We start from the raw sequence: 23,643 nt of genomic DNA on the forward strand, positions 1-23,643 counted from the left end.
AATCTATTGTATTTTTGAGGCAATGAATTCACACAAAACTTATACTGTAGACGAAGCGCAAGCTAAGCTAGAACACTATTGTGCTTACCAAGAACGTTGCCATAAAGAAGTGCGGCAGAAGCTGCGTGATATGAACATGATTCCTGAAGCTATAGATGTAATTATGGTGCATTTAATTGAGCATAATTTTTTAAATGAAGAGCGTTTTGCTAAAGCGTTTGTTAGTGGGAAATTCAGAATTAAAAAATGGGGAAAAAACCGCTTGCGTAGGGAATTAAAATTTAGGGAAATTTCTAAATACACTATTGATGCTGCTTTAAATGAGATTGATTTAGAGGATTATTATGCAACATTAGATGCATTAGTTCAAAAACGTATCGCACAGGTTAAAGCATCTAATGACTATAAGAAAAAGAAAAAAGTGGCAGATTATTTATTGTATCGTGGTTGGGAATCGCATTTGATTTATGAACGCTTGAATGAGGCTTTGAATGGATGATGGAAAGTTAGGTTTTAGGGATTAGGTTTTTGCCGACAGCCCATATCATTTAGTGTCATAAAAAAAGCCTTTACATCCGAATGGGTATCGAGTGAAAAGGCCTTGTATTTTATGTAGCGTGGTTAAAATTTAAGCGATGTGCTTAGGGCTAACTGCGCTGTGGTTTATGTTTTGCCTACAGGTTAAAAACAGCTCCAATATTAAACGCAAATTGGTTGTGAATGTAGTAGCCAATTTTAGATTTATCGTTGCTGTATTTTGCTAAAGGAAATGAAGCTTCTGAATAGACACCAAAACCTTGCGAAAAGAAATAACGTGCTCCAACATGACCACCAAAGTTTTTAAGGCTTAAGCTTAATCCAGGGTAAAAATCAAAATTTTCATCGATATTAATAACATTACCTAAATTAGCATTAAATCTTGCTTTTAAATCAAAGCGATCTCCAAAATCGGCATCTAAACCATCAGATATTCCTAAGGCATAAGTAGAAGAAAGTCCAACAGACATATTTTCACCTAAACCATAATCGTAACTTACATTAATACCTGTAGCATATTCTTGAAAGTTAGCACCAACTTGAAATTTAGTGTCTCCTTTACCTTCAAAAGCTTGAGCATTACCAAAGCTTATAGCTAATAAAGCGACTACTAATAAAATATTTTTCATTTTATAAATTTTAAAAATCTGGGCAAATATACAAATAGAATTCTTAAATGTGTCAGAATAATAGTCGAAAGGCGAGGTGTTTATAGTAAAAATTTGTCTTTAAATAATTAAAGTTTATAACCATTTTGTTTCACCTGAAGTTGCATCTAAAATATCGACATGTAAAATGGCTGCTAATTCTTTTGCTTTTGAGAACGCATCATCTTCGTTTTTAGAATCGTAAATCTCTATTTTCTGATTGGTATTATAAAAAAGGTTCACCTTAACCACAGCATTAGATACATTGGCACTTGCACTTGCAGCCCAAACCGTTGTAGTTTCTGTAGTTTTAAACACAGAGATATACTCTATTTCTGGCAGTGGTTGCCATTTCCCTATAGTAATTCCAAACAAGGATTTAATACGTCTGTAGGTTTTGTTTTTGTAATCTAACTCTATACCATCTTGTATGAGTAAATAGAAGCCAATAAATAGTGGTACTAAACCTTTAATGTCTTTTATAATGCTTACGATACCAACAATTACAGCAAAACTTCCTACTACCCATTGCCAAGCTACATTTTTTCTTTTAAATTTAAATGTGTTCATCGTTTATATTAAAATGTAAAAAGTCCATTCTTTTAAAAATGGACTTTTTTAGTTTTAATTAGTCTTTAGATGTTTCAATCTTAGCATCTTCTGCTTCAATCTCTTTTTTATCTTTTCCTTTTAGATATTCTGGTAAATCCATACCAGCCATATTAAACATTTCTTGTAATGGTGGTACTGATTTGTACATGCCAGACAGGAAGTTTGCGGTTGATGATTTTCCGTCTTCACCACTGCTGCCATTGTCCCAAACAGTTACTTTGTCTATTTTAATATTTTTGATCGCATCGGCTTGCGTTTTTACAAGTTCTGGCAATTTATCTGCAATTAATAATAATACGGCATCTCTACTATTATTGCCAGCAGCTTTTACAATTTGCTCCATACCAGCAGCTTGTTTCGTTAAGATTTCAAACTGACCTTGTGCTTCGGCTTGTGCTTTAAAGAGTATGGCATCTGCCTCACCTTTGGCACGTCTTCTAATGCGTTCTGCTTCGGCTTCAGCATCAATTTCGGCTTTTTTCTTATCAATTTCTGCAGGTACAATAACATCGGCCATTTGAGAAGAACGCTCACGCTCTGCTCTCGCTGTTTCTGCTTCTTGCTCAGCGGCATAAGACTCTTGTAAGGCCTTTGCACTTTGTACTTTTTCTGAAGCGATTGCTACACGTTCTGCTTCTGCTTCACGTTGACGACGTAAGGAGTCTGAATTTGCAACGGCAATTTTTGCGGTGTTTTCACCTTCTACGGCTTGTGCGTTAGCCGCAGCAACTTGAGTTCTTTCGTCTTGTACTGCGTTAGCTTCACCAATAGATCCATCTCTGGTTTTCTCTGCAACCGATTTACGTGCAGCGTTAATAGCGTGAGCTGCAGCTTCTTTACCAAGGGCTTCAATATAACCCGATTCGTCAACGATATCTGTTATGTTTACGTTGATGAGTTTTAAACCTACTTTCTTTAATTCCGTTTCAACAGATTGCGAAATGTTAGTTAAGAATTTGTCTCTATCATTATTAATTTCTTCAATATCCATTGAAGCCACTACTAAACGTAACTGACCAAAAATAATTTCCTTAGCTAATTCTTGAACATCTTGTGCTCCTAAACCTAATAAACGTTCTGCGGCATTTTGCATAATACCTGGTTCTGTAGATACACCAATAGTAAAACGTGATGGTACGTTAACACGAATGTTTTGTTTAGATAAGGCGTTAACTAAATTTACTTCGATAGAAATTGGTGTTAAATCTAAGAATTCATAATCTTGAATAACCGGAATGATAAAAGCCGCTCCACCATGAATACATTTTGCCGATTGGCCACCTCCAACTTTTCCGTAAACCACTAAAATTCTATCTGAAGGACAGCGTTTGTAGCGTTTTATTAAAATAATTAAGGTTACCACTATAAATAGTGCTACAAAAATGAGAAGCATTGGTCCGCCAAGACTCTCAGGGTTAAAATTTTCTTGAATGGTTAGTAAATACATAGTTTATAAATTTGAAGAATTAGTTTTATTTTGAAATTTTCTTTTGAGTAGCATTACTCAACAAGGGGTCTTTTATGTGTTTTGAGGGTTCAATAGGTTTCCGTGTTTGGTCTACGATGAGAATGCCGTTAGAAGTAACATCGACCACTTTTATGATGGTGCCTGATTTTAGTTCGGTTAATGCATCGGTAAGCGCATCTAATTCGCGCATGGTGCCTTGTACACTCACGGTTACTTTTCCCATTTTAGAGCGCTCTGCTCCAATAGTTAGATAGACTTCACCAACGGCATCGAGCGCATTTTTATAATTTAAAGTACCACTATCTGAAAGTTTGCTAATAAAATAAAATAGTGAAGCCATAATTACCATCATTAACAATCCGCAAATCACAGAAATAATTATAGTTAGTGGTGTAGAAAGTCCGGCATCTATACATGCAATGCCACTCCAACCAAATATGGTGAAAAAGCCCACAAGGTTTTTAAAAGATATAAATTGAAAACCAGCTCCATCAGCATCAATATCGGAGTCTAGGTCGCCAATATCATCGGCATCTCCTCCTGTAAAAGCCATAATCATAACAATAGAGAAAATGAGTGAGCCAATGATAGCCACTAACCAATACATTTTGGATAGAAATTCTAAATTTGAAAACCATTCAGCCATAAGATTTAGTTTAGAAATGAGTTAATAAATATACGACCATTGTGAGATTATACAATCTTATTTTGAAAGTAAATCGGTCCCAGTATAACCACCATTAAAAATTTTGAAATCTTTTAGTTCTTAATGAAATTTAGTTTGAATACTAATGGATTCAAATTTGGAATGTCAATTGTAATTTTGATGGTTATTGCAAGTACGGTCGTTTCTATACTTTGGGGTCTCAATATAGTTTTGAGATTTAGACCACTTTCAATATATAGGTAGTAGATGAAGGAATTTTGTTACAGGTTTTTTGAAAAATATTTTGTTTTGAAGCAGAAGTCATCAATTGATTTGTATCCTGTAAGGTTTCAAAACTCTTGTAGGCTATTACAAGACTAATTATGTTCTCTCTACTTGTCATTCCTGCGTGAGTAGGGGTCTACTTATTTACTTTTGTGCTTTATAATATTAATAGTTGTTGGAATTATAGGACATGTTTAAGCTTGGTGGTGGTGTTGTGGATTCCTGCTTTCGCAGGAATGACAAAGCGTATTGTTATTTGTAATGGCTTAGCTTGGATGCAGTTGAAGGTTTTTCTGCTTTGGCTAGAATGATAGAGCGTGTTGCATTTAGATTATACTATTCATTGTTTTTAGTCTTTTGTCATTCCTGCGAAAGCAGGAATCTACTTTATATGATTGATGTCTGTTTGATTAATTATTATGAAGAATTAAGTTATTTAACGCATAGTAATTGATTTAAAGGTGTAGTGTTGTTTTTGGATTCCTGCTTTCACAGGAATGACAGGCATAAAGAGAATATATGCTCTTAAATATTAATACATATTCTACTATTGAAAACAAGTCCAGTCTTTAGATAAATCTTTCCAGATTGGATTCTCTTCTTCAATAAGATCTATTTTCCATTGACGCTTCCATTTTTTCATATTCTTTTCTCTTTTTATAGCATCATTGACATATTGATAGGTTTCAAAATATATTAATCTATCTAAACCGTATTTTTTTGTAAAACCTTCGACTAATTTGTTTTTATGTTCAAACATTCTACGCTCTAAATCGTTGGTAACACCAATGTACAAAGTACCGTTATATTTGTTAGATAGTATGTAGAGGTAATATTGATGTACATTTCTATGCATATTTTTATAAATGCATTGTGGATGAGGTTTCTTTAAGTTGAAGGTTTGTCTTTTTTAAAATAGAGACAAAATATGTCGATTTTAATAAAGATATAAATTGTTTTCAAAGTTGTGAAATACAGAGGGTTACTTTTTTAAAATAGGTTTGTTTGATAAGTACTTTGTCATTCCTGCGTAGGCAGGAATCTACTTTATATAGTTGATGTCTGTTTGATTAATTATTATGAAGAATTAAGTTATTGAACGCATAGTAATTGATTTAAAGGTGTAGTGTTGTTTTGGATTCCTGCTTTCGCAGGAATGACAAGGTGTGTTGCTATTTGTAATGGCTTAGCTTGTATGTACCTGAAGATTTTTCTGCTTTGGCTGGAATGATAGAGCGTGTTGCATTTAGATTATACTATTCATTGTTTTTAGTCTTCTGTCATTCCTGCGTAGGCAGGAATCTACTTTATATAGTTGATGTCTGTTTGATTAATTATTATGAAGAATTAAGTTATTTAACGCATAGTAATTGTTTTAAACTAGGTTGTATTATTGTGGATTCCTGCCTACGCAGGAATGACAAAGCATGTTGTTATTTGTAATGGCTTAGCTTGTATGTACCTGAAGGTTTTTCTGCTTTGGTTGGAATGATAGAGCGTGTTGCATTTAGATTATACTATTCATTGTTTTTAGTCTTTTGTCATTCCTGCGAAAGCAGGAATCTACTTTATATGGTTGATGTCTGTTTGATTAATTATTATGAAGAATTAAGTTATTGAACGCATAATAATTGATTTAAAAATGTAGTGTTGTTTTGGATTCCTGCCTGCGCAGGAATGACAAGGTGTGTTGTTATTTGTAATGGCTTAGCTTGGATGTAGTTGAAGGTTTTTCTGCTTTGGCAGGAATGACAAAGTTTGTAGGGATGACAGTATTTTGTAGATTGGTTTAATGATGAAGTGTTGTTGTGGATTCCTGCTTTCGCAGGAATGACAGTATTCAAAGGAATGAAAATATTTATTTAAATTTATAACGCAAGCCAAACAACACATTACTTGGCGGCATTGGTGTAAAGCCAGATTCAATATAATCGGCATCAAAAATGTTGCTTGCTGTTACGGATAATTCCATCTGGTTCAATTTCATAATTATTGAAGCGTCCCAAACATTATAGGTTTGTCCTGTGGTGCGTTCGGCATATTTGTAAATGATGCTTTGGCTCACGTTTTTGAGTAGTTGTGTGCTTAATCGTGTGGTGTAATGATGTTTTAAGGTGTTTAAAGCATAACGTGATAGTTCCTCGTTTTGCTCTAAAATATCATCTTCTAAATAGGCATATCCAAAAGCTAAGGTTTGGTTAAAGCTATTTATTTCAAAATTATAAGCCACATCAATTTCGAGCCCTTTGGTATTGACTTCTGCAATGTTAGTGGCTGTAAAGATTTCTTCAATGGTGTTTGGTCTTATAAAATCAATCAAGTTTTTGGCATCGCGATTAAAAACGGATAGACTCGCTCTAATACTTTGGGAATTGTATTTAACACCAATTTCTTGCGCAAAGGCTTCTTCTGGTTCTAAATTTTCGTTGCCGTTGGTTCTTGGATCGCTGTAATATAAATCGGTATAGGTAGGGATTCTATAGGTAAATCCAATATTTCCGTAGGCTTTAAGGTTGTTGGTAATATCGAACCCTACATCTAATCCAGGGAATCCGTTAAATTTAAAATCCGAAAAATAGGTGACGGCAACACCAGGTGTAATATCTAAACGGTTATCGATAAATTGAAAACGGTGTTCTAAAAAAGCTGTTGCCATAAAACGGTTGTGATTACCTAAGTTATTACTGCGTAAATAGGTTTTAGAGAGGTCTATCCCAAAGCCTGTAATCCCTAATTTAGAGGTGTATGCCGCATTGGCCTCGGCTCCAATTTTGTTAGACAGGTGGAAATTTCTGAAGAATGCAGGTTCAAAACGTTTTAGAAGGAACATATCTTGGTTGCGTTTCCAATAGATACGCGGTTGAATTTTTAGTTTTTCAGATTGAAATTTCGTGGTGAAGGCGATTAAACTGTTTTGTGTTTCTTCATATTCATTATAAGCAGGATTGGTGGTGTAAAAATTTTCGGCACCAAACTTACGTTCAGAAAATGTGGCAATCATTTCAATAGGTTGATCTTTTTTGTTGAAGACACTTTTTAAGACATAGTTAGAATTGTCATAATCTGAATTGTTCCGGTAGCCTTCAGAGGTCATTTTTCCTATATGAAGGATGTGTGTTGAGTTTTCTAATTCATTACCAACAGTTACAGAACCATTAAGTTGACCAAAAGAACCCGTTTCAAGATTTGCAGACACGGCATTATCTAAACTCGATTTTGTGACAATATTAATAGCTCCTGTAAATGCATTTTGTCCAAAAACACGTGCCGCAGGTCCTTTTATGACTTCTATACGTTCAATAACTTCAAGCGGAAGCGCCGCATTTAAGGTATGATGCCCTGTTTGTGCATCGTCCATTTTAATGCCGTCTATTAATAACAATGTTTGATCGAAACCACCACCTCTAATAAATAAATCGGCCTGACTTCCTCCGGTGCCACGACGTCTAATATCGACACCTGCGATTTGCTGTAATACATCTGAAATGGTCACCGCAGCACTACTTTTAATATCTGCTGAGGTCATAATATTTATGGTTCTGGAATTGTCCTTGAAGGGTAAATCAATACGTGTTGAAGTGATGATTACTTCGTTTAAAGAATCGGTTTTTATGGTTTGCTCTTGTGCGTTTATTTGAGATATGAAAAGCATAATAAAAGCAAGGTGTATGTATTTATTTGTCATTGTGTTCTAAGTTTTAACGAGGCAAAAGTCGTAACTTTCCGGACGATTAAGATAGTCCAGTTTTAAAACAATGAATAGTCCGGTTAGTGATCTTATAAAACAGCTTGTTAGTTTTGACAAAGCTTCGGTGCAACCTGTATACATACAAGTAGCACAGCAAATAATTAATGGTATACAACGTGGTTATTTATCTAAAGGGAGCAAATTGCCAGGTACTCGTGTCTTTAGTGAGTTATTAAATATACATCGTAATACCGCTGTGGCTATTTATGAAGAATTAGCCTCTCAAGGTTGGGTAGATATTATACCAAATAGAGGGACTTTTGTTTTGGTGCCAGAGCAGGCTACTGCAAAAATAAAAGCTACAGCAGAGCGTATAGATCGTGCTTATAATTATCCTAAAGTCGCTGGTTTTCCATTTCAAAAATCGTTTCATTTGGCATCTACACTTCAAGAAACGTCGGCTAAATATATAATTAATGATGGTCAGCCTGATTTACGTTTGCATCCAGTACATCAGTTTTCGAGATGGTATAGTGCTGCTATGAAACGCAAACCTTTAATTAATAAATGGAATAGAGCATCGGTAGCAACGCCTTCGGTGTTTAAAACACAATTGTGTAATTATTTAAATGCGACACGTGGTTTTCGTATTAACCCGAACAATGTCATAAGCACGCGTAGCACAGAGATGAGTTTGTACATTGTATCGCAACTATTAATTAAGAAAGATGATGTGGTGTTGGTTGGGCAATTAAGTCATTATGCCTCAAATACAATTTTTCAAGAAGCCGGAGCAGCGTTAAAAGCTATTCCTGTAGATGACGAAGGCTTAGATGTAGATTATATAAAAAAGCATTTTATAAAACACAGCATTAGGTGTGTTTATGTCTGTGCACATAGACAGTATCCAACGACCAAAACATTAAGTGCTCAAAGGCGATTACAACTTTTGCAATTAGCAAAAACTTATGGATTTGCTATTATTGAGGATGATTATGATTACGATTTTCAGTTTGAAGGATCTGCTATGTTACCTATGGCAAGCGCAGATGCCAACGGTATGGTAATTTATTTGGGTAAAATGGGCCAATCATTGTTTCCTAGTTTTCAAACGGGTTTTGTGGTTGCGCCAGATAATTTAATTGCCGAAGCTCACAACTATTTAAGTTTACTTGATGAGCAAGGTGATTTAATACAAGAGCAAATGTTGTCTGAACTTATATCTGAAGGTGAAATTTATAGGCTAGTGAAAAAGAATATTGTGACCTATAAACAACGCCGTGATTGCTTGTGTAAATACTTGCAGCAATACTTTAATGGCATTATTAGCTATGAACAACCCTCTGGAGGTTTGGCTATTTGGTTACAATTTAAGCATCCTTTGTCGTTAGTAAAGCTTGCCGAAGAAGCAGCGCGTATAGATTTGTTTCTTCCAAAAACGATTTTATATCAAGATAAAACGACTTGTGCAATTCGTTTTGGATTTGGACATTTAAATGAAGACGAACTCGAAATTGTGATTAAAAAACTGAAACGTGCTTATGATAAGGTGCTTAATTTTTAATGGGAAATTCAGTTTTGCAATCTTCACATTTGTATTGGTAACGTGCGCTAAAAGGTAGTGTAAAGAATAGGAGGCCAATTAGAAAAGATATCAAGGATTTAAAATTAGTAATGGTGGTGTACATTTCAATATGTTCACCTTTACAATTGGGACAAACAATAGGGTGCCCTTCGTTGTCTACAGAATAGGCTTTAATTGATTTTAAAATGGCTCGCGCTCGTTCTTCGTCCTTGGCAAGTACTTTTAATTTTACACCTCCAATGGCTTGGCTCACTAAAGGATCTGTGTCTATGGTAAGATTATCTCTTAAAAAGACTTCGATACCATCGGCTTCTAATCGTCCTTTTGCTATTTGCGCTTCTGTAGAATAGGGGAATCTGGCTATGGTAACGAAGGTGTCTTGCATGAGGTAAAGATACTATATTCTTGTGGAGACCTGCTAGGTTTTTAAAACCTGATAGGTCTAAAGAGAGGTTATTCAATGTTGCCAGATGCCATCTTAGCTTTCCATTCGTCTTTATCAATCCATTTAAAGTCGTTAGGCACTGTAGCGTCTAGCAAATCGATGTTGAGTTGTTCTGAAAGTTCGTAACCGATGAGAAAGGCTTCTTTGTAGTTGTCTTCTTCGTACAATTCAAAATGCTTGTTGTTATCGTACCACAGATTGACTTCAAATATATAATCACCACCGACAATGGGTTGATGAAATACAGATACATATTGATAGTTTTTGATGGTTTGCCATGAGCCTATTTTTACAGGGCCAACTTCAATGGTTGGTCTAAACCGGGAATTAGCAATGTCTATATGGATGCGTTTTCTAGAGCAAAAACTGGCGCCAATACCAGTAAAATAAATAACACCTTCAAAATCTAATAACCGTATACCTAGCGGTTGGTTTGTTGTTGTCCATAGAAAAACTTTATAACCCATAATTCCGAAAGCCACCGTAAAGAATAGCGCAGCAATAGGTATTTGCCAAATAGGTCTAGGGCTTTCTGAAATGATGGTGTTGGGTTTCATGTGTTTATATGCATTGTTTTTTATCGGTCACATGGTACATCCATTTTATCATTCCCTTGGATATCAAAAGCTAGTTATGGATGTTTCATGTTTCAAATATATGAAAAAGACCTGCTAGGTTTTTAAAACCTGCTAGGTCTATTATATAAATCATCTATTTAATAAAAATTATTGTTTATCGATAATTTTAATATATTTGTTATCGTAAAACGATAATTATTTAAAATGCGAAAATTAATAATTTTAAAAAGTTTAATAGATTTTGTCTGGATAGTGACCTGTATTCCTGCACTATTGATACTTAGTTTTTTGGCTGTCTACATGTTTATTGAACCAGAATCGTTGGATATGATATTAGATGCAGACAAGTCCATTATTAAAACATTTTCAGTATCTGCTCAGTTATTTGGCTTGGTCTTTATTGCTTTGGGGTTTATAACTATTTATTGTGTGTATCTGTTTAGAAAAACCTTGCGTTATTTTCAGAGGGTTAAGCCTTTTCATGCTGATGTTATAACTAATTTTTATAAGATTGGTTATTTGCTTACAGGTGTTGGGATTATAGCTTCTGTATTAATTTTTGTAGGCCAATTAGTTTTTACAAGTCAACTAAAGATAAACCTCGGGTTAAGCCCTTACCTTATGCTCATCTGTTTGGGCTTATTTTTTATGGTATTAAGTGAGGTGTTTAAGGTGGCGAAAAAGGCAAAGGAAGAAAATGATTTAACGGTTTGATTATGAAAAAGGAAAATACACTTGTTGGGTTATTATATTGGTTTTGTAATATTTCATTTTATACGTTATTACTATGGTTTGTAGCGTCAATTAGTATTGATGTATTTACTACTGATGGAAAGATTGGCAATTTTTCTTCAGGAAGTCATCATTCTATTGGTTATCAGATGCCTGTAAAAGTTCAAATTAGTCCCAAAAAGGCAATGTATAATAATAGTCTTTTTAAATTAGAAAAAGAAGGTATTAATACTTTGGGGCAAAGTTATTCTAGTGGAACAGGTACTTATGTTAAACCAATAACTTCTGAAGATTCTTTAGATTTTAAATCGATAGTAAGTATTCATAATAAGGATATGGTGGATCATTATGAATTTACTTCAACACAACTCGTAAGCAATGGATTCATAACGGTTAATCCGAAAACGATGGTTAATAAATTTCTTATAATTGTTAGATCATATTCAGGTTTATTGATACTATTACTTGTGTTCCTTTTTCTTAAAAGAATATTTAAAGCTTTAAAAACGAATTTTTTATTTTCTCAAAAATTATATAAGAGTATTAACTTGATAGGTATATTGTTAATATGCTATGTATTATTAAATTCTATAATTAATTTTATCTTAGGTATTGATTTGCCTTATGTTAGTATTAGTCCTTTAGATTACAATTTAAAGTATGTTACTATTTCTATGAATCCACGTTTGGATTTTGATTTTGTACTATTTTTAATAGGATTTATGTTGCTTGTTTTAAGTACACTTCTTAATAAAGGAAACCAAATTCAACAAGAAAACGATTTAACTATATAACCATGCCCATAATAGTCAACTTAGACATCATATTAGCCAAACGTGGCATGAAGAGTAACGAACTTGCAGAACAGGTTGGGATCACAACCGCAAACCTTTCTATTTTAAAAACAGGAAAAGCAAAAGCCATTCGGTTTTCTACTTTAGAAGCGATTTGTAAGGCTTTAGAGTGTCAGCCTAGTGACATTCTAGAATACGTAGAGGATTAAAGGTTTTAAAAATTAGTATCTTGGGTGTCTAAAAAATTGAATAGATGCGAAGCCTAATTTTATTACTGTCTTTTTTATGTTTAGTGAATTGCAAAGACGACAAAACTTCTGAAACAGAATTAACAACTACAGGAAGTTCAAGTTATATAATTTCGTTTGAAAATGCAGCACATCATGAAGCTGAAATCACTGCCACTTTTAAAGGTTTAAAATCCGGTGAAGCTGAATTTAGAATGTCTAGAAGCTCACCAGGACGTTATGCTATTCACGAATTTGCTAAGAATGTTTATAACGTAAAGGTTACAGATGGGAAGGGTAATGTTTTAGAAACAACACGTCCCGATCCGTATTCTTGGATTGTGAATAATCACGATGGCACTATCATAGTCAATTACACCTTATATGCCAATCATGGAGATGGAACCTACGCACAAGTTGATGAAACGCATGCGCATCTTAATATGCCAGCGACGTTTATGTATGCTCCGAGTTTGGAGAATGACACCTTCAACATTGAATTTAAACCTCGCAAAGACTTAAACTGGAAAATTGCAACGCAGTTAAAGCTCGTAGAAGGCAACAGGTATTCCGCTGAAAACTTACAGTATTTTATGGATAGTCCAACGGAAATTAGCGACCATATGGTACGTTCGTTTGAGGTTGATGATCAAAAGATCAATTTTGCATTGCACCATAATGGAACCGCAGCGGAATTTGATGATTATTTTGAAAAGGTTAAAAAAACAATCTTACAACAAAAAGCAGTTTTTGGCGAATTACCAACTTTCGATTACGGAGAATACACATTTTTAGGCTGTTATATTCCTAATGCCACAGGAGATGGTATGGAACACCGGAATTCTACTATCGTCACCAGCACACGAAGTTTAGCTGATGGAGCCGATCGTAATATTGGTACTGTTTCTCATGAGTTTTTTCATTGCTGGAATGTAGAACGTATACGACCAGAAAGTTTAGAGCCTTTTAATTTTGAAGCCGCTAACATGAGTGGCGAGCTTTGGTTTGCTGAAGGATTTACCAGTTATTATGACGATTTAACCTTAACCAGAGCCGGACTTATCACACAGGAAGATTATATAAAAGGGCTTACAGGAACGTTTAATTACGTTTGGAATTCACCAGGACTACAGTTTTTTAATCCTATCGAGATGAGCTACCAAGCTCCGTTTGTAGATGCGGCACGTTCTGTAGATGATATCAATCGTGGCAATACTTTTATTTCCTATTATTCGTATGGCAGTATGTTAGGTCTGGCTTTAGATTTATCGCTTAGAGCCGAAAACCTGAATCTAGATGATTATATGACATTGGTTTGGAATACTTACGGCAAGACGGAAACCTATTATACCATTGCTGATTTACAGCAAACATTAAAGGATTATGCAGGTGCTGAATTTGGTGATGCTTTTTTCAACAATTATATCTATAAAAGCGACATGCCAGATTTTGAAAGCTTGTTTAAAACGGTTGGTGTGCAATTACAACAAAATACAGACCAGCCTGCTTTTGGATTGCGTTTAAACAATCAAGTCATTACAAGTAATACAATGGTCGGTTCTGGAGCTTATGCCGCAGGACTTGAAAAAGGAGATAAGTTACTTAAAATTGATGGTGTTGAGATCAATGAAACATCAGACTTAAATAAAATTTTAGGCACCGTAAAACCGAATCAAACCGTTGATGTTGTTTATGAACGCTTTGGAAAACGACACACTGTAAAACTCACTTTAGATGCTGATACGTCTTATACTATTTCAAGTTTTGATGATTTATCTGAAGCGGCTAAAGCAAATCGTGACGCTTGGTTGGGTGCCAAGTAAAATTAGTGATGTCTTATTTGGTTAAGCAGAAGAAAGAAGACCAAAGGGAAATTATAAGTATTTGAAGACGCTTAAATAATATTTTATAATAAATTTTAAACTAGACCTTACAGATTTTAAAAACCTGTAAGGTCTTTTTGTATTTTTACATTATGTATGCCTTAGTAGATTGTAATAATTTTTATGCCTCTTGTGAGCGGGTTTTTAACCCTAATTTGCGTCATCAACCTATTGCTATTTTAAGTAATAATGATGGTTGTGTTATTGCGCGCAGTGATGAAGCTAAGGCTGTTGGTTTGCCTATGGGAGCTCCAATTTTTAAATGGGAAAGCTTTTGTAAAGCTCATAATATTAAAGTGTTTTCATCTAATTATCCGTTATATGGCGATATGAGTAGTCGTGTAATGCGCATATTAGAGCAGTTTACTCCAGATGTTGAAATCTATAGTATAGACGAAGCTTTTCTTCAGTTTAAAGGTTTTGAAAATTATAATTTAGAAGCTTACGGTGGTCAAATAAGAACACGGATTTTAAAGTGGACCGGTATTCCTACTTGTGTAGGTGTTGCTCCTACAAAAGCATTAAGTAAAGTTGCCAATAAAATTGCACGTAAGTTTCCTAAAGAAACTAAAGGCGTTTATGTTATAGCTTCCGAAGCATCTCGAATTAAAGCCTTAAAATGGATTAAGATTGAAGACGTTTGGGGAATAGGTCGTGGTTTGCAAAAACGCTTAAAAGCAAAAGGATGCCATACAGCTTATGATTTTACACAGTTATCTGATGATTGGGTCCGACAAACATTTTCTATTACCGAGTGGAAACTTAAAAAGGACTTAGAAGGGGTTTCTAAAATTACTTTAGATGAGCCAACCACAAAACGCGCTATTGCTACCACACGAAGTTTTGAATATACCTATTCTGATATCGATAATATAAAAGAACGAATCTCTACCTTTGCAACAAGTTGCGCAGAGAAATTACGCAAGCAAAACTCTAGTTGTCACATGATTATTGTTATGCTAAGTAGTGATAGGCATAAAAAAGATTTAGAACAGCATAAGGTTAGTACAATGGTTAGTTTTCCGTTTCCTACAGATTCTTCCTTGTTAATTAGCACACAAGCTGTAAATGCAGTAAAATCGATTTATAAAAAGGGGATAAAATACAAAAGAGCAGGAGTTATTGTTACCGGTTTGGTGCCTACAGATAATTTTCAGTTAGATTTGTTTCATAAAGAAGATCCAAAGCATAAGCCTTTAATGTCTGTAATAGATGTTATAAATAGGAAATATAAAGGCAATAAAATAAAATTAGGAAATCAAGATTTAGAACGTACTTGGAAAATGCGTCAAGAACGATTATCTCCAAGATATACTACTAATATTAATGATATAATTGTTGTTAAGTAGTTTTATGTATAGCTATTAGCGAAGTAAAATATATAAGGTTAAGACCACATTTAAAAGTTTCTTATAAAGACAAATAAAATTAAAATATGATAACGTATAAGTCACAACATCTAACGTTTTTTATGCCAGAAGCCATTGAAGGCGCTGGTACTAATTTTTTTGATACAGGAATTTCTGCAGGGTTTCCATCACCAGCAGAAGATTTTAAAGAGCAACGTTTGTCTTTAGATGATGAGTTAGTTAAAAATAAGGAAGCTACATTTTACGCTAAAGTAAGTGGGCAATCTATGATTGGTGCAGGTTTAGATGATAATGATTTATTAGTTATAGACAGAAGCTTAGAACCTGCAAATAATAAAATAGCAGTATGTTTTCTAGATGGTGAATTTACTGTAAAACGCCTTAGAGTTTCTAACGGAGAGGTGTGGTTGCAGCCCGAAAATCCAAACTATCCTATTATAAAAATTACAGAAGATAATAATTTTGTGATTTGGGGAATAGTAACCAACGTAATAAAAAAGGTTTATTAATAATCCCTCAATCTTTTAAATTTAGTTTTATATGCAAAGCATTGCGGTTTTAACTGTATTGCTAAGATGTTGTATTGGTTTTTAAAATTGGCTATTATATGTAGTTTTTATTGCTTAGTTTTGTAGTAATTAATATTAAATAAAATAAGCTTCCCACTTTCTTGGGAAATAAATATGAAACCAATTCAGGCCAATATAAAACATTTGCGTACGCTAAAGAAACTGTCTCAGGAACGTTTTGCGGACGAACTTAACTGGACACGCTCTGTTGTGGGGTCTTATGAAGAAGGACGCTCTGAGCCGCCAATAGACCGTTTAATAGACCTGTCTAACTTCTTTGATATTCCTATTGATATTTTGGTTAAAAACGATTTGCGTAAAGCAAAAGACACCTCATTTATCGAAGTAGGGAACAAGCGTGTATTATTTCCTGTAACTGTAAACGAAGATAATGAGGATTTAATTGAGATTATACCAGCAAAAGCATCTGCAGGTTATTTGTCTGGTTATGATGATCCCGAATATATTGAACAGCTTCAAAAAATTAAGTTACCATTTTTGCCAACAGGGACACATCGTGCATTTCCTATTAAAGGAGATTCTATGTTACCTGTAAAAGATGGTGCGTTTATAGTGGCAAAGTTTGTGGATGATATTAGGGATGTTAAAAGCGGACGCACGTATATTATATTAACTAAGGATGATGGTTTAGTGTATAAGCGGGTTTATATTCCAGAAGGTGATGCTTCAAATTTATTATTAAGCTCAGATAATAAAACGTATGAACCTTATTTAATTGCACGTGAAAATATTTTAGAGATTTGGGAATTTACATGCTGCATTAATACTCAAGAATACGATGAAAAAGAATTGAAATTAAGCAGTATCATGATGCTCTTTCAAGAATTGAAAGTAGAGTTGGAAGCTGTAAAACGTATGTGATATTTTACGATTAGACATAAAAAAAGCGCGAAATGAAACATTTCGCGCTTTTTATTTATATAATGATTGGATTAATCTGCTAAAATAATTAGCTTATTATCTTTCATTTCAAGTGTTCCAGAATTGATTGCTAACCAAACGCCTTTATCAGATTTAGTGAATTTTGCTTCAACTTCTTCTTCTAATTGAACGTTACCAGCAACTTTTACATGTCCTTCTTTAAGAATAGAAACAATAGGTGCGTGATTGGTTAACATTTCAAATTCACCATTTACTCCAGGAACTGTTACTGAAGTAACTTCTCCGCTAAATAATGTGGCTTCTGGTGATACAATTTCTAAATACATAGTTAAACTTGTTTAACTACCCTGAATTTCCTTCAGGGTCTTTTAATGTTTCCTTTATTTTTGTGAGATACTGAAACAAGTCCAGTATTAGCTTTGTCTACGCCTCAGCTAACATTTTCTCTCCTGCCTCAATAGCTTCTTCGATAGAACCTTTAAGGTTAAATGCCGCTTCTGGTAAGTGATCTAATTCACCATCCATAATTAGGTTAAACCCTTTAATAGTTTCTTTAATGTCTACCAATACACCAGGAATACCTGTAAATTGCTCAGCTACGTGGAAAGGTTGCGATAAGAAACGTTGTACACGTCTTGCTCTACCTACAGCCATTTTATCTTCTTCAGATAATTCCTCCATACCTAAGATGGCAATAATATCTTGTAATTCTTTATAGCGTTGCAATAACTCTTTTACACGTTGTGCACAAGCATAGTGCTCATCACCTAATATTTCAGCAGTCAAAATTCTTGACGTAGAATCTAATGGATCTACCGCAGGATAAATACCTAACTCTGCAATTTTACGAGATAATACTGTTGTTGCATCTAAGTGTGCAAAGGTTGTTGCTGGAGCCGGATCCGTTAAATCATCCGCAGGTACGTAAACCGCTTGTACAGATGTAATAGATCCTCTTTTTGTTGAAGTAATACGTTCTTGCATCGCACCCATTTCGGTTGCTAATGTTGGTTGGTAACCTACCGCAGAAGGCATACGACCTAATAATGCAGATACCTCAGAACCCGCTTGTGTAAAACGGAAGATGTTATCTACGAAAAATAATACATCTTTTCCTTGTCCTTCACCAGCACCATCACGGAAATATTCTGCTATAGTTAATCCTGAAAGTGCTACACGAGCACGAGCTCCAGGAGGTTCATTCATTTGTCCGAATACGAAAGTTGCTTTAGATTCTTTCATTCCAGATTTATCAACTTTAGATAAATCCCATCCGCCTTCTTCCATAGAATGCATAAAGTCATCACCATATTTAATAATACCAGACTCTAACATTTCACGAAGTAAATCGTTTCCTTCACGTGTTCTTTCACCAACACCTGCAAATACAGAAAGTCCACCGTGACCTTTTGCAATATTGTTAATTAACTCTTGGATTAATACTGTTTTACCAACACCAGCACCACCAAACAATCCAATTTTACCACCTTTTGCATAAGGCTCAATTAAATCGATGACTTTAATACCAGTAAATAAAACTTCCGTAGATGTTGATAAATCTTCGAATTTTGGAGCTTGTCTGTGAATAGGTAAACCAGCATCACCAGCTTTTGGTAAATTTCCTAACCCATCAATAGCATCACCAATAACGTTAAAAAGACGTCCGTAAACATCTTCACCAACTGGCATTTGAATTGGAGCACCAGTAGCATGAACTTCTGTACCTCTACTTAAACCATCTGAAGAATCCATAGCGATAGTACGTACTGTATCTTCACCAATGTGAGATTGTACTTCTAATACTAATTTGGAACCATCTTGATTGTTAATTTCTAACGAATCATAAATCTTTGGAAGCTCTAACCCAGCAGCGAATTCTACATCAATAACTGGACCTACGATCTGTGCAACTTTACCTGTAACTTTTGACATTACTCTTATGTTTTTGTTTTGCAATTGTTTAAATGTGAAAAACGGACTTAATCAATCTACTTGAGTACCTCGGTTTTTCGCGCTGCAAAGATATAAGATTTAATTTAAATACCATGTCAAAAATTAGGCTTTTTTAAACAAAGAAAACGCCCTCAATTTGAGAGCGTTTTTTTTATCAATTTTTATAATATTATTGAAGCGTTGGTGGATAGTTAGTAGGGTAATTACCTATATCTAATAAGTTTCCTGAAGCCTCAAAGTTAGAACCGTAAGTCTCATCTATTGCTTTCATAAACTGGTTTGCAAGTAATGCATAACCTCTTGCTGTTGGATGTACACCATCTAAAGAAAATGCACCACCCGATACTAAACTAGATGTTAAAATAAAGTTTCCATCAGGGTAACCTCCATTATCTAATTGTGACATTAATGAGTTGGCATCAACAAAAGCAAAACCAGCAGAGGTTGCTGCCGCTTCTAACGTAGCGTTAAAGTTATCTGTTGCTATATTAATTTCATCTTGTTCTGTTGGTAGTAATACCCATTTGTCTTCTAAAGGAAGTGAAACACCTTCTACTGAGAATTGTCCAGCTAATGCTTGAGGAAGACCTTGGTTCATTAATGAAGCAACTGATTCCATATTAACGGTTCCTATTACACTACTACTTGGTAATACTAATAAATCATCTGCCGTAGCTTGTCTCGTTTGCCCATATGTTACACCCAATAAATTGGCAACTGAAGGAGCTGCTGCTGCAGGTAATCCAAATTGTGCTATAAAAGCTGGAAAAGTTGGACTTGCATTTAATGCATCAATTATTGTTGTAGAAATATCGTCTAAGCTTTCATCTCTTATTACTACAGCACTTGCCTCTGTTTCTGAAAAAACAATAGCTCTATTTGGATCAACAGCTTCAAAAATAGGATTTAGTGCACCGAAGATAGAGTTTAATAGAGGTATTTGCGGACCGAAATCTGGATTTGTAGGGTCTAAAGGATTATGAGGTACAGTAGTAAAATGTGGTATTGTTGTTACATAGGGGATGTTTGCCATAACACCTTGAACTCCTGCGTTTTGTAAGGCGCCCACAATAGTTTCAATTGTTTGATCAAAACCAACACCTGGAGGTCCATCACTAGGTGTAATTGATGCTAATGTAGCATCTCCACCAGACGTAGCGTAACCTAGTACGTCATTATTTCCAATCCATAAAGAAACAAATGTAGGTTGTTGTGCTAATGCATCACCTAAAACTGTTGCTGAAGGGTTTGAAGCCATACGTACAAAATAGGGGTTAGCAGAAGGAGGGTCTGTAACTAAGTTTGCAGGATTACCATAACCATCATATAACAAGTGAAAACTTGCCGCGCCAGGCACTCCCATATTATTTTGAGAACCTAATGAAGGTGCAAATGCTTCTGTTGATGACATACCAGGTAAACTTGCAGGACCTGAACCATCAAAATATAATCTAGGGCCAAAGCTGCCATCTTCGTTTTGGTTTCCTCCAAATAATAAACCACCAATATTGTCATTCATTAAAGGTTGTGTAAATGTACCACCACCTGCTAAAGCAAATTTTTGTGCCAACATATTTGGCATAGAATTCTCTTGACTCGCGATAAACAAAGCATTATCCGTGAAACCAGCCGTTAATGAATTACCAATAGCTACATAATTAGAAAAATCTGCCGTACCAGGATTTAGGTCTGGATATACAACCTCTTCCGTTGAGTTATCTAATTGATCTTCAAAATCTTCTTCGTCATTACAAGCTGTAAAACTAACTAGGACAGCTGTTAATAATATATATTTAATGTTTTTCATTTTACTGTTTTTATAAGTTATTAATTGTCCATGAAGCGTAATACATAGAACCGATGTAACCAGATCCGAATACGGTAAAGTATTCTTTTCCGCCTATATTAGTACCACCAATCTTAATCGTAGATTTTAAGGTCGGAATGGTGTAGCTAATTTGTGCATCTACAGTATGGAACTCTGGTACAATACCGTCTCCAAAGGTTGCTTCCCAGAAATAGTCATCACTAAATTTATAAGCGACATTGAAACCGAAATTTTTAAACAATTCTGTGTTACCAAAATGCGCTTTAAATTTGTGTTCTGGAGTATTAAAATTGGTTTCGAAATTAGGATTTGCTGCTTGGTCAAAATCTTGCTTAGTAAAGGTGTAACTTCCACCTAAATCGAAATTATTCAAGATTTTAGCTGATATCCCAATTGATGCACCATAAGAATTAACGTCTACATCAGAATTTGTATATGCACTATAAGTGGTATAATCACTATTTGCTATGGCTGCAATTCCTGAAGCATCTGCCACAGAACCATATAATGGAGCTATAACCACTTCTGAAGAAATAAAGTCTTTATATTTATTATAGTACGTGCTAAAATCTATGGTTACTTTGTTAAATTTTCCTCTATAACCCACTTCTACTGAAGATACTTTTTCTGGTGATACAAGGTCTGGATTGGCTACTGTTAAAACAGAAGGGTCACCAGTTGCAGCCAATTGTTGCACGGAAGATGCTGTGTAAGAATTGTTATATGCAGCAGCTCCAGTTTGTGTGTATACAGTTCCGTTGCTCGCTGTAAAATCTCTAGAGTAGCGATCTAAATTATCTGGTGCAGATCCAACCAAGATTGCTCTACCTGCATCTAAACCAATAAATAAATCTTGTGTAGTTGGGTTTCTAAAACCAGTTTGAGCAGAAGCTCTAATGTTATGATTTTCATTTAGGGTTAAGCCTAATGATACCCTAGGGGATACGAATCCATCAAAAAATTCTGATTTGTCATAACGTGCCGAAGCCGTTATTTTTAAATTCATGTCTTCATTTAGTTCAACCTCTTTTTGAATTTGTGTATACACACCAAATTCACTATAGTCAATTTCTCCGTCATAGTCTGTGTAGATAGAACCAAAGGAATTTAGTTTATATTGTCTGTAAGACCCTCCAACTTGGATGTCTGCAAAATCTATTAAATCACTGAAGTTATAGTTACCATCAGCGTGGTAGTATTTAGAAGCATCACGGAATTGTGAACCTGTAGCTAGATTAGGATCTTTAATGATTCTATTGAAAGCATTTTTAAACTCCGTAGAGCCTGGTTCAAATCTACCTGTTTCAGCAGCTGCTCTTGCCGCTGCATGCGCTTGCTCGTCTGTGGCACCACCACCTAAGGTTGCAGATACATAGGTGTTTATGTAATCTCCAAACCATTCTTCATCACTTTTCCATGCTCTGTTGATATTGATTCCTGTAAATACCATATCATAAGAGTCCCCAGCTTTATCTGCAACAACATAACCTCTTAGAAAGAAGTTGTCATTTTTTACTTCTAATTTATGTTGTTCTTGAAAGAATCCATCAATATTATAACGGTTAGTTCCTTGGTATATAGTTGTACCTGTACCCACTTTACCTACATATTGAATTTCGAAATTACTATCCTCTATTGGACGGTAGTATAATCCCCAATCTGCCTTAATACTTTGAGCTTTATGTTCTGTTAAATCACGTTCGTTATATCCCGTTCTACTAACAAATACATCTGGGACAATACCAGTACCACCAGCTAAGTCATTAATATTTGCTGATACTTCATCACCATATACGTTAATACCGTTATAGTTTAGGTTAGTTGCTCTTGTACCACCTAAGACATCGCTATCGACTTCGCTAGTTGCGGCCCAATCTGTACCATTTAAATATCCAAAGTTAACTTTGGCAGCAAATTTATCGCTAAACTTATAAGCCATACTAAGGCTTATATCAGTATAATCATTATCTCCAGCAGCTTCTTGAGTGGTTATACCTTGCTTAACTGAAACTCTAATACCTTGGTGATCAAAAGGGTTTTTACTTCGCATAAATAAAATACCGTTAAATGCATTTGCGCCATATAAGGCCGAAGATGCACCAGGTAATAACTCCACACTTTGAACATCTGTTTCTACCATTCCAACAAGGTTACCAATTGGGAAGTTTAAAGCGGGTGTAGAATTATCCATTCCGTCAACTAATTGCATAAAGCGCGTGTTGGCCGTTGTGGCAAAACCTCTTGTGTTTACGGATTTAAAGGTTAAACTACTCGAATTGACATCGACACCTTTTAAGTTTTCTAAACCTCCATAAAAATCGGCAGAGGCTGTATTTTTAATTTCTTTAAGACCAAAACGTTCTACGGTAACGGGCGACTCAAAAATACGTTCTGGAGTACGAGAAGCAGAAATAACAACTTCGTCAAGTGAGTTACCTTCATTTAATGTAACATCTACGGTTTGGTTTTTTGTTGTTACTTCGATAGTTTTTGTTTCAAAGCCAGTATAACTTATACGGATTGAAAACGGAGGTTCTTGATCTACAGATAAAGTATAGTTACCGTCAAAATCGGAAACTGTACCAGAGCTAGTACCTACTATAACAATATTTGCGCCAGGTAAGGGAAGTCCTGTATTGTCAATAATTTTACCTTTAACTGTGGTTTGTGCAAAGGATACTACGCAAAAAAGCATCGTGAAAAGCTTTAAGATTGTCTTCATTTTAGAGAATTAGTTAATTTGTTAGATGAGCAATTTAACTAAATATATGAAAATTCAATAAGAAATTCTCATAAAATTATGCGCGCATAGCATATTTTGAAAAAAATAAAGCCTAAAAATTGAAAAATTCTCAATTTTAGGCTTTATAAATTATATATTAATAATCGATTT

The 23,643-nt window shown here is 34.8% G+C and carries 21 protein-coding genes; 9 read left to right on the plus strand and 12 right to left on the minus strand.

What is annotated here, in order from left to right; translation table 11 throughout:
* The first annotated feature begins 22 nt into the window (after positions 1-22).
* Entirely contained in the window at positions 23-499 is a 477-nt protein-coding gene (locus KO504_RS10695) for a regulatory protein RecX (protein ID WP_215926735.1), read from the plus strand.
* 175 nt (positions 500-674) lie between these two features.
* Here KO504_RS10695 and KO504_RS10700 read toward each other — a convergent pair whose 3' ends face one another.
* The 6 genes from KO504_RS10700 to KO504_RS10725 form a co-directional block, all read right to left on the minus strand.
* Positions 675-1,166 carry a DUF6646 family protein gene (locus tag KO504_RS10700; protein WP_215926737.1) on the minus strand — a complete coding sequence of 164 codons (492 nt, stop codon included), beginning with the start codon at positions 1,164-1,166 and terminating at the stop codon, positions 675-677.
* Positions 1,167-1,280: 114 nt separating this feature from the next.
* Positions 1,281-1,754, minus strand: a complete 474-nt coding sequence (locus tag KO504_RS10705; protein ID WP_215926739.1) for a hypothetical protein — start codon at positions 1,752-1,754, stop codon at positions 1,281-1,283.
* A gap of 58 nt (positions 1,755-1,812) precedes the next feature.
* Positions 1,813-3,243, minus strand: a complete 1,431-nt coding sequence (locus KO504_RS10710) for a flotillin family protein (RefSeq protein ID WP_215926741.1) — start codon at positions 3,241-3,243, stop codon at positions 1,813-1,815.
* Positions 3,244-3,268: 25 nt separating this feature from the next.
* Complete coding sequence (locus KO504_RS10715) at positions 3,269-3,910, minus strand: hypothetical protein (protein ID WP_215926743.1); 642 nt, start codon at positions 3,908-3,910, stop codon at positions 3,269-3,271.
* 832 nt (positions 3,911-4,742) lie between these two features.
* Complete coding sequence (locus KO504_RS10720; protein ID WP_215926744.1) at positions 4,743-5,051, minus strand: GIY-YIG nuclease family protein; 309 nt, start codon at positions 5,049-5,051, stop codon at positions 4,743-4,745.
* A gap of 1,002 nt (positions 5,052-6,053) precedes the next feature.
* Positions 6,054-7,880, minus strand: a complete 1,827-nt coding sequence (locus KO504_RS10725; protein ID WP_215926746.1) for a TonB-dependent receptor domain-containing protein — start codon at positions 7,878-7,880, stop codon at positions 6,054-6,056.
* Positions 7,881-7,950: 70 nt separating this feature from the next.
* Here KO504_RS10725 and KO504_RS10730 point away from each other — a divergent pair, with 70 nt between their 5' ends.
* Positions 7,951-9,447 (plus strand): PLP-dependent aminotransferase family protein, encoded by a 1,497-nt coding sequence (locus KO504_RS10730; RefSeq protein ID WP_215926748.1) that lies wholly within the window; start codon positions 7,951-7,953, stop codon positions 9,445-9,447.
* On the opposite strand, the gene KO504_RS10735 is transcribed toward KO504_RS10730, so the two are convergent.
* Positions 9,437-9,853 carry a putative signal transducing protein gene (locus KO504_RS10735; protein ID WP_215926750.1) on the minus strand — a complete coding sequence of 139 codons (417 nt, stop codon included), beginning with the start codon at positions 9,851-9,853 and terminating at the stop codon, positions 9,437-9,439. The two genes, KO504_RS10730 and KO504_RS10735, sit on opposite strands and share 11 nt — an antisense overlap.
* A gap of 68 nt (positions 9,854-9,921) precedes the next feature.
* Positions 9,922-10,470, minus strand: a complete 549-nt coding sequence (locus KO504_RS10740; protein ID WP_215926752.1) for a hypothetical protein — start codon at positions 10,468-10,470, stop codon at positions 9,922-9,924.
* A gap of 225 nt (positions 10,471-10,695) precedes the next feature.
* On the opposite strand from KO504_RS10740, the gene KO504_RS10745 reads away from it, so the two are divergent.
* The 7 genes from KO504_RS10745 to KO504_RS10775 all read left to right on the plus strand — a co-directional run bounded on the left by KO504_RS10745 (position 10,696) and on the right by KO504_RS10775 (position 16,948).
* Positions 10,696-11,205, plus strand: coding sequence for a DUF2975 domain-containing protein (locus tag KO504_RS10745; protein WP_215926754.1), 510 nt, complete (start codon positions 10,696-10,698; stop codon positions 11,203-11,205).
* Positions 11,206-11,207: 2 nt separating this feature from the next.
* Positions 11,208-12,017 carry a DUF2975 domain-containing protein gene (locus KO504_RS10750; protein ID WP_215926756.1) on the plus strand — a complete coding sequence of 270 codons (810 nt, stop codon included), beginning with the start codon at positions 11,208-11,210 and terminating at the stop codon, positions 12,015-12,017.
* A gap of 2 nt (positions 12,018-12,019) precedes the next feature.
* Complete coding sequence (locus KO504_RS10755; protein WP_092446321.1) at positions 12,020-12,226, plus strand: helix-turn-helix domain-containing protein; 207 nt, start codon at positions 12,020-12,022, stop codon at positions 12,224-12,226.
* A gap of 44 nt (positions 12,227-12,270) precedes the next feature.
* Entirely contained in the window at positions 12,271-14,067 is a 1,797-nt protein-coding gene (locus KO504_RS10760) for a M61 family metallopeptidase (protein WP_215926758.1), read from the plus strand.
* A gap of 152 nt (positions 14,068-14,219) precedes the next feature.
* Positions 14,220-15,476: a Y-family DNA polymerase gene (locus KO504_RS10765; RefSeq protein WP_215927419.1), complete on the plus strand. Its 1,257-nt coding sequence runs from the start codon at positions 14,220-14,222 to the stop codon at positions 15,474-15,476.
* An 86-nt stretch (positions 15,477-15,562) separates the two neighbouring features.
* Positions 15,563-16,006, plus strand: coding sequence for a LexA family protein (locus KO504_RS10770; protein WP_092446327.1), 444 nt, complete (start codon positions 15,563-15,565; stop codon positions 16,004-16,006).
* Between the two features lie 174 nt (positions 16,007-16,180).
* Positions 16,181-16,948: an XRE family transcriptional regulator gene (locus KO504_RS10775; RefSeq protein ID WP_215926760.1), complete on the plus strand. Its 768-nt coding sequence runs from the start codon at positions 16,181-16,183 to the stop codon at positions 16,946-16,948.
* A gap of 71 nt (positions 16,949-17,019) precedes the next feature.
* On the opposite strand, the gene KO504_RS10780 is transcribed toward KO504_RS10775, so the two are convergent.
* The 4 genes from KO504_RS10780 to KO504_RS10795 all read right to left on the minus strand — a co-directional run bounded on the left by KO504_RS10780 (position 17,020) and on the right by KO504_RS10795 (position 23,472).
* Positions 17,020-17,295, minus strand: coding sequence for a F0F1 ATP synthase subunit epsilon (locus tag KO504_RS10780; RefSeq protein WP_115815700.1), 276 nt, complete (start codon positions 17,293-17,295; stop codon positions 17,020-17,022).
* Between the two features lie 97 nt (positions 17,296-17,392).
* Complete coding sequence (gene atpD / locus KO504_RS10785; RefSeq protein WP_215926762.1) at positions 17,393-18,901, minus strand: F0F1 ATP synthase subunit beta; 1,509 nt, start codon at positions 18,899-18,901, stop codon at positions 17,393-17,395.
* 190 nt (positions 18,902-19,091) lie between these two features.
* On the minus strand, positions 19,092-20,729 hold the full coding sequence (locus tag KO504_RS10790) for a G-D-S-L family lipolytic protein (RefSeq protein WP_215926764.1): 1,638 nt from the start codon (positions 20,727-20,729) through the stop codon (positions 19,092-19,094).
* Positions 20,730-20,739: 10 nt separating this feature from the next.
* Positions 20,740-23,472: a TonB-dependent receptor gene (locus tag KO504_RS10795; RefSeq protein ID WP_215926766.1), complete on the minus strand. Its 2,733-nt coding sequence runs from the start codon at positions 23,470-23,472 to the stop codon at positions 20,740-20,742.
* Positions 23,473-23,643: the final 171 nt, after the last annotated feature.

Origin of the sequence: Winogradskyella psychrotolerans (assembly GCF_018860565.1) — a bacterium.
GTDB classification, from domain to species: Bacteria; Bacteroidota; Bacteroidia; order Flavobacteriales; family Flavobacteriaceae; genus Winogradskyella; species Winogradskyella damuponensis.

Coding starts and splice junctions, on each gene's coding strand:
- KO504_RS10710 (WP_215926741.1), bottom strand. CDS start 3,243: ATGTATTTACTAACCATTCAAGAAAATTTTAACCCTGAGAGTCTTGGC.
- KO504_RS10790 (WP_215926764.1), bottom strand. CDS start 20,729: ATGAAAAACATTAAATATATATTATTAACAGCTGTCCTAGTTAGTTTT.
- KO504_RS10740 (WP_215926752.1), bottom strand. CDS start 10,470: ATGAAACCCAACACCATCATTTCAGAAAGCCCTAGACCTATTTGGCAA.
- KO504_RS10725 (WP_215926746.1), bottom strand. CDS start 7,880: ATGACAAATAAATACATACACCTTGCTTTTATTATGCTTTTCATATCT.
- KO504_RS10795 (WP_215926766.1), bottom strand. CDS start 23,472: ATGAAGACAATCTTAAAGCTTTTCACGATGCTTTTTTGCGTAGTATCC.
- KO504_RS10745 (WP_215926754.1), top strand. CDS start 10,696: ATGCGAAAATTAATAATTTTAAAAAGTTTAATAGATTTTGTCTGGATA.
- KO504_RS10770 (WP_092446327.1), top strand. CDS start 15,563: ATGATAACGTATAAGTCACAACATCTAACGTTTTTTATGCCAGAAGCC.
- KO504_RS10775 (WP_215926760.1), top strand. CDS start 16,181: ATGAAACCAATTCAGGCCAATATAAAACATTTGCGTACGCTAAAGAAA.
- KO504_RS10765 (WP_215927419.1), top strand. CDS start 14,220: ATGTATGCCTTAGTAGATTGTAATAATTTTTATGCCTCTTGTGAGCGG.
- KO504_RS10755 (WP_092446321.1), top strand. CDS start 12,020: ATGCCCATAATAGTCAACTTAGACATCATATTAGCCAAACGTGGCATG.
- KO504_RS10705 (WP_215926739.1), bottom strand. CDS start 1,754: ATGAACACATTTAAATTTAAAAGAAAAAATGTAGCTTGGCAATGGGTA.
- KO504_RS10720 (WP_215926744.1), bottom strand. CDS start 5,051: ATGCATAGAAATGTACATCAATATTACCTCTACATACTATCTAACAAA.
- KO504_RS10750 (WP_215926756.1), top strand. CDS start 11,208: ATGAAAAAGGAAAATACACTTGTTGGGTTATTATATTGGTTTTGTAAT.
- KO504_RS10760 (WP_215926758.1), top strand. CDS start 12,271: ATGCGAAGCCTAATTTTATTACTGTCTTTTTTATGTTTAGTGAATTGC.
- KO504_RS10700 (WP_215926737.1), bottom strand. CDS start 1,166: ATGAAAAATATTTTATTAGTAGTCGCTTTATTAGCTATAAGCTTTGGT.
- atpD (WP_215926762.1), bottom strand. CDS start 18,901: ATGTCAAAAGTTACAGGTAAAGTTGCACAGATCGTAGGTCCAGTTATT.
- KO504_RS10730 (WP_215926748.1), top strand. CDS start 7,951: ATGAATAGTCCGGTTAGTGATCTTATAAAACAGCTTGTTAGTTTTGAC.
- KO504_RS10695 (WP_215926735.1), top strand. CDS start 23: ATGAATTCACACAAAACTTATACTGTAGACGAAGCGCAAGCTAAGCTA.
- KO504_RS10780 (WP_115815700.1), bottom strand. CDS start 17,295: ATGTATTTAGAAATTGTATCACCAGAAGCCACATTATTTAGCGGAGAA.
- KO504_RS10735 (WP_215926750.1), bottom strand. CDS start 9,853: ATGCAAGACACCTTCGTTACCATAGCCAGATTCCCCTATTCTACAGAA.
- KO504_RS10715 (WP_215926743.1), bottom strand. CDS start 3,910: ATGGCTGAATGGTTTTCAAATTTAGAATTTCTATCCAAAATGTATTGG.